Here is a 4,716-nt window from a genome sequence, read left to right as displayed (position 1 = left end):
AACCAAGACAGTTCGTCCGGATCAGCCCTTGACCACCGACTTGCCGGCGTAGCGCGCCTGCCGGCCGAGCTCTTCCTCGATCCGGATGAGCTGGTTGTACTTGGCCATGCGGTCTGAGCGCGACAGCGAGCCGGTCTTGATCTGCCCGCAGTTGGTGGCGACGGCGAGGTCGGCAATGGTCGAATCCTCGGTCTCGCCCGAGCGGTGCGACATGACGGCGGTGTAGCCGGCCTTGTGCGCGGTCTCGACCGCGTCGAGCGTTTCGGTGAGCGAGCCGATCTGGTTGACCTTGACCAGGATCGAGTTGGCGACGCCCATGCGGATACCGTCGCGCAGTCGCGCCGTGTTGGTGACGAACAGGTCGTCGCCGACCAATTGGGTCTTCTTGCCGATCAGATCGGTCAGGTATTTCCAGCCCTCCCAATCGTCCTCGGCAAGGCCGTCCTCGATGGTGACGATCGGATAATCGGAAGCGAGCTTGGCGAGGTATTTGGCCTGCGCCTTCGGATCGCGGGTCTTCTTCTCGCCCTCATAGACGTAGTTGCCGTCCTTGAAGAACTCGGTCGCCGCGCAGTCGAGGCCGAGTGCCACGTCCTCGCCCGGCCTGAAGCCGGCCTTCTCGATCGATTCCATGATGAAATCGAGGGCCGACGGCGCGCTCTTCAGGTTGGGGGCGAAACCGCCCTCGTCGCCGACATTGGTGTTGTGGCCGGCATCCTTCAGCTTCTTTCTCAGCGTATGGAAGATTTCAGAGCCCCAACGCACGCCGTCGCGCAGGGTCGGCGCGCCGACCGGCAGGATCATGAATTCCTGAAAGTCGATCGGGTTGTCGGCATGAGCGCCGCCATTGATGATGTTCATCATCGGCACCGGCAGGATGTGCGCCTTGGCGCCGCCGACATAGCGGTAGAGCGGCAGCCCGGCGGCCTCGGCGGCGGCCTTGGCCACCGCCAGCGACACGCCGAGGATGGCGTTGGCGCCGAGCCGGCTCTTGTTCGGAGTGCCGTCGAGCTCGATCATCGTCTGGTCGATATGGATCTGGTTCTCGGCTTCCATGCCGCCGATCGCCTCGAATAACTCGCCGTTCACCGCCTCGACGGCGCCCTGGACTCCCTTGCCGAGATAGCGCGGCCCGCCGTCGCGCAGCTCGACCGCCTCATGCGCGCCGGTCGAGGCGCCCGACGGAACGGCGGCGCGGCCCATCGAGCCGTCTTCCAGCACCACGTCGACCTCGACGGTCGGATTTCCACGGCTGTCCAGGATTTCACGCCCGACAATGTCGATGATGGCGGTCATTGCGATGTCCCCGATTTTGATCGATTGAAGCGTCGCGCCCCTCTTAGCCAAAGCCCGGCAAAAGGCAATTGGGCGGTCCGCAATAATTGCCGGCGACAAGATTCACGAAGCGCAAATCTTTGTCATCATTAGTCATGCGCGCGACTCGCCCTTCTGATTTATGGTCGTGTTTGCGCGGGGCGAAACACGAGGAGTTTCGCCATGTCCCAGTTGAGCGGTATCGTGAGTTTGTTCCTGATCGCGGCGGCGTTCCTAACGTCCTGCGAAACCCAGAAGCCTCAGCAGAACTCCACGGAGCTATCCACCCTTCGGACCGCTGAATAGGTTCCTCAACGCTCGAAGGCCCCCGGACCCGGGGGCCTTCTCGATTCTGGAAGCAGCCGCTCAGGCCGATCAGTGCCAGTAAGGCTTCACGTGGTAGTATTCGAAGGATGCGTCGCGGGCCGCTTCACCATCGGCGCCGGTCAATTCCTCGATCGAGTAGGCCGGTGCCGCCTTGAGCTGTTCCTTGGTGAAAGGCACGACGTAGCCGCCCATGTTTTCATCATAGTCGAGGCTTGCCCACGGAATGGCGTGATACTTCTCGCCCATGCCGAGGAAGCCGCCGAAGCCGATGACCGCGAACATGATCCCGTTCGACATCTTGTCGAGCATCACGTCCTCGATGCTGCCGATGCTGTCGCCGGCGGTGTTGTAGACCGAGGTGCCGATGACGCGCGAGGCGGCAATGGCTTCGGTGTGGCCAGACGGAGTGGTCATTGTTGTGCTCCTCTCATTTGCTTGTCCGTTGTGGACAATGAGGGGAGCGGGCGAAGGTTCCAGATTTTCGGCTGCCCTGCTACGGCCTCTTGGCGATCCGATCGAACGCCATCAGCCTTTCCAGCAATGCGGGAAGATTCTTCAAGGGCACCATGTTGGGGCCGTCGGAGGGGGCGTTGTCCGGATCCTGGTGGGTTTCGATGAACACGCCGGCAACGCCGATCGCCACGGCGGCGCGCGCGAGGGTCTCGACAAAGCGTCGTTCGCCACCGGTCGAGCTGCCCTGCCCGCCCGGCTGCTGCACGGAATGGGTGGCGTCGAAGATCACCGGCGCGCCGATCTCGGCCATGATCGGCAGCGCTCGCATGTCCGACACCAGTGTGTTGTAGCCGAAGGAGGCGCCGCGCTCGGTGACCAGCACGTTGGCGTTGCCGGAACCGGTGGCCTTGGCGACGACATTCTTCATGTCCCATGGCGCCAGGAACTGACCCTTCTTGACGTTCACCACCTTGCCGGTGCGCGCCGCCGCAATCAGCAGATCCGTCTGCCGGCTAAGAAAGGCCGGTATCTGCAGCACATCCACATGCGGCGCGACCGATGCGCATTGCTCCTCGGTGTGGACGTCGGTCAGCACCGGCAGCCCGAACTCCTTGCGCAGATCGTCGAAGATCGGCATCGCCGCCTCGAGCCCGGCGCCGCGCGCGCCGCCAAGCGAGGTGCGATTGGCCTTGTCGTAGCTCGTCTTGTAAACGAGCCCGATACCGAGCCTGGTGGTCAGTTCCTTCAGCGCCCCGGCCATGTCGAAGGCATGCTGGCGCGACTCGAGTTGACAGGGGCCTGCGATCAGCGACAAGGGCGCATTGTTGGCGAAAACGACCTTGCCGACGCTTACCGCGGCATTGGGCGCAAGGGGCTCGCTCATGGGATCTCCCGAAAGATGAAGGCCGCGCCCTGACCGAGTGCCGGCGGCACGACGACATCGTCGCCGCTCATGTTGTGCTCTATGGCGTTTGCCGCAAGTAGCTGGGTGGCTGCGGCGACGCTGCGAACCGCAAAGATGACGGCCGCAAATCGCAGGTCCGAAGGCTGCCCTGCCGAAGCACCGAACCGTGCGGCAAAAGCGTCGGGCGTCAGAACGGCCAGGGTCGCGTTTGGCAGGTCAGTCCTGTCGCCGTCGCTCGCGCCCTGGCCGGCAGCGATCGATATCAGTCCCCTCTGGCTCGAAGGCTCGTCGCTCACCGCCACGATCTCGACGATGCCGGTCACGCCATTGGCATGTGCCTGCAGTGCGGTGCGGTCGATCTGCGGCGCGTTGATGCGCTGGCAGGCGAACAGGAATGCGTCCGGTGCTTTTCTGTCGGCCGCGAATGCCAGTTTGAACGATGCCGTGTCGCTTTTGCCCGTGGTGTCGGTGAAGGCGCGCGAAAAGCTCAACATGTTGCCTGCCGACAGCCCCGCTTCGACATAGCGCGCGTGGTCGGCATCTGCATCGGCGGTCCCGAAGACGACCGCGGAGAAGCCCTCGTCGCCAAGCCTGCTGCGGTAAAGGCGGTCGCGCGCGACGAAGACGTTGCCTTCGCCCATCGCCCGATCGGCCGTTTGGTCATCGCCGACGGCCAGCGGTTCCAGATAGGTGCCGTCGGTGAAGAAGACACAAGCGTTCTCGGTCCCGAAAGGATGGACGCCGGTCGGGGCGACGACGAAGCCGAGCGACGAGAGGCGCTGCCTTGCAATGTGGAGGCTCCGCGTGGGCAGAACGAGATGATCGAGCGGATGGGGCGGAGTTTTCGTCATGCCGGCGCGGTGTGCACCATTGCGGAAATCGGTTCAAGGCCTGGCGTCCAAGGCGAGCGGACGGCGCGGCTCAGGCGGCGGCCACGACGTCGGCCGAATAACGCAGCTCGCGCAACGGTTTAACCCTGCCTGTCGTCTCCGCATAGATCGGATGCGCCCTGTATGCTGCGAGCGCTGCCTCGTCCTCGAATTCGGCATAGACGACCACGTCGATCGCGTTTGAGAACAGATCGACCTTGGTATTGAGCGTCACCTCGAAGTGTTTCGAATGTGGAATCTTGCCCAGTTCCTGCAGCCCTGACCGGACGGCCTCCACATCCTCCTTGCGCCGCACGCTGAAGAAAACGATGTGCCGGATCAAACCCAGCCTCCTTGATCGACGGATGAACGCGTTTTGTGGGAGCAAGGCCGTCGCGTCAACCGGCAACGATGTCGCGCCCGCTATTTGAGCGGCAGCGTCGGGGCCTCAGGCAGCGCCGGTGACGTAACGCACGATGCGCGACATCTCCCTGACGGTCGCGTCGAGATATTGGCCCTGGTTGTAGAGGCCGTCCCAGATCAGGAAGAACGTGATGGCGACGATAACGATCACATAACGCATGGCTAAAGCTAGCGTATGTCCTCAAACCGAACCAGAGCGCCTTCACGGCAATCGTTCCAATTCACTGCTTTGTAATCGACGCACCTTTCCGGCGTCATGGGACCCAGCGCCGGCTACCTGGAGAGCTGCGGTGCGAGCACAAATGTCTCATGCGAACATGATGCAACCGCGATCGGACATCCGGCATTTTTCCGGCTGTCCGGCGCCGTCACTGCATCCTCGGGCGAGCGCCGAGCGTCGTTCGCAACAGGAGGCTTCCTTGAACC

At 63.1% G+C, this 4,716-nt stretch carries 6 protein-coding genes; all 6 read right to left on the bottom strand.

Going from position 1 to position 4,716, the window contains the following annotated elements; translation table 11 throughout:
• Positions 1–21: 21 nt before the first annotated feature.
• Positions 22–1,296: a phosphopyruvate hydratase gene (eno, locus tag EOA79_RS29760; RefSeq protein ID WP_095825436.1), complete on the bottom strand. Its 1,275-nt coding sequence runs from the start codon at positions 1,294–1,296 to the stop codon at positions 22–24.
• 393 nt (positions 1,297–1,689) lie between these two features.
• Entirely contained in the window at positions 1,690–2,055 is a 366-nt protein-coding gene (locus EOA79_RS29755; protein WP_066989666.1) for a PRC-barrel domain-containing protein, read from the bottom strand.
• 79 nt (positions 2,056–2,134) lie between these two features.
• Positions 2,135–2,977 carry a 3-deoxy-8-phosphooctulonate synthase gene (gene kdsA, locus EOA79_RS29750; protein WP_095825437.1) on the bottom strand — a complete coding sequence of 281 codons (843 nt, stop codon included), beginning with the start codon at positions 2,975–2,977 and terminating at the stop codon, positions 2,135–2,137.
• Complete coding sequence (locus EOA79_RS29745) at positions 2,974–3,849, bottom strand: VOC family protein (protein WP_095825438.1); 876 nt, start codon at positions 3,847–3,849, stop codon at positions 2,974–2,976. The genes kdsA and EOA79_RS29745 overlap by 4 nt, the downstream gene beginning before the upstream one ends.
• A gap of 70 nt (positions 3,850–3,919) precedes the next feature.
• A complete protein-coding gene (locus EOA79_RS29740) occupies positions 3,920–4,210 on the bottom strand; it encodes a Dabb family protein (protein ID WP_066989660.1) in 291 nt (96 codons plus the stop codon).
• 105 nt (positions 4,211–4,315) lie between these two features.
• Positions 4,316–4,450: a hypothetical protein gene (locus EOA79_RS34185; protein WP_259979787.1), complete on the bottom strand. Its 135-nt coding sequence runs from the start codon at positions 4,448–4,450 to the stop codon at positions 4,316–4,318.
• Positions 4,451–4,716 lie beyond the last annotated feature (266 nt).

The sequence above is a fragment of the Mesorhizobium sp. M1A.F.Ca.IN.020.03.2.1 genome (assembly GCF_004023205.1).
GTDB lineage: Bacteria > Pseudomonadota > Alphaproteobacteria > Rhizobiales > Rhizobiaceae > Mesorhizobium.
Note: the sequence above shows the minus strand (reverse complement) of the source record. Positions and strands in the feature narration are given on the sequence as shown.

What these genes read in the sequence shown, in the direction of transcription:
- EOA79_RS34185 (WP_259979787.1), bottom strand. Translation starts at nt 4,450, where the DNA reads ATGCGTTATGTGATCGTTATCGTCGCCATCACGTTCTTCCTGATCTGG.
- kdsA (WP_095825437.1), bottom strand. Translation starts at nt 2,977, where the DNA reads ATGAGCGAGCCCCTTGCGCCCAATGCCGCGGTAAGCGTCGGCAAGGTC.
- eno (WP_095825436.1), bottom strand. Translation starts at nt 1,296, where the DNA reads ATGACCGCCATCATCGACATTGTCGGGCGTGAAATCCTGGACAGCCGT.
- EOA79_RS29755 (WP_066989666.1), bottom strand. Translation starts at nt 2,055, where the DNA reads ATGACCACTCCGTCTGGCCACACCGAAGCCATTGCCGCCTCGCGCGTC.
- EOA79_RS29745 (WP_095825438.1), bottom strand. Translation starts at nt 3,849, where the DNA reads ATGACGAAAACTCCGCCCCATCCGCTCGATCATCTCGTTCTGCCCACG.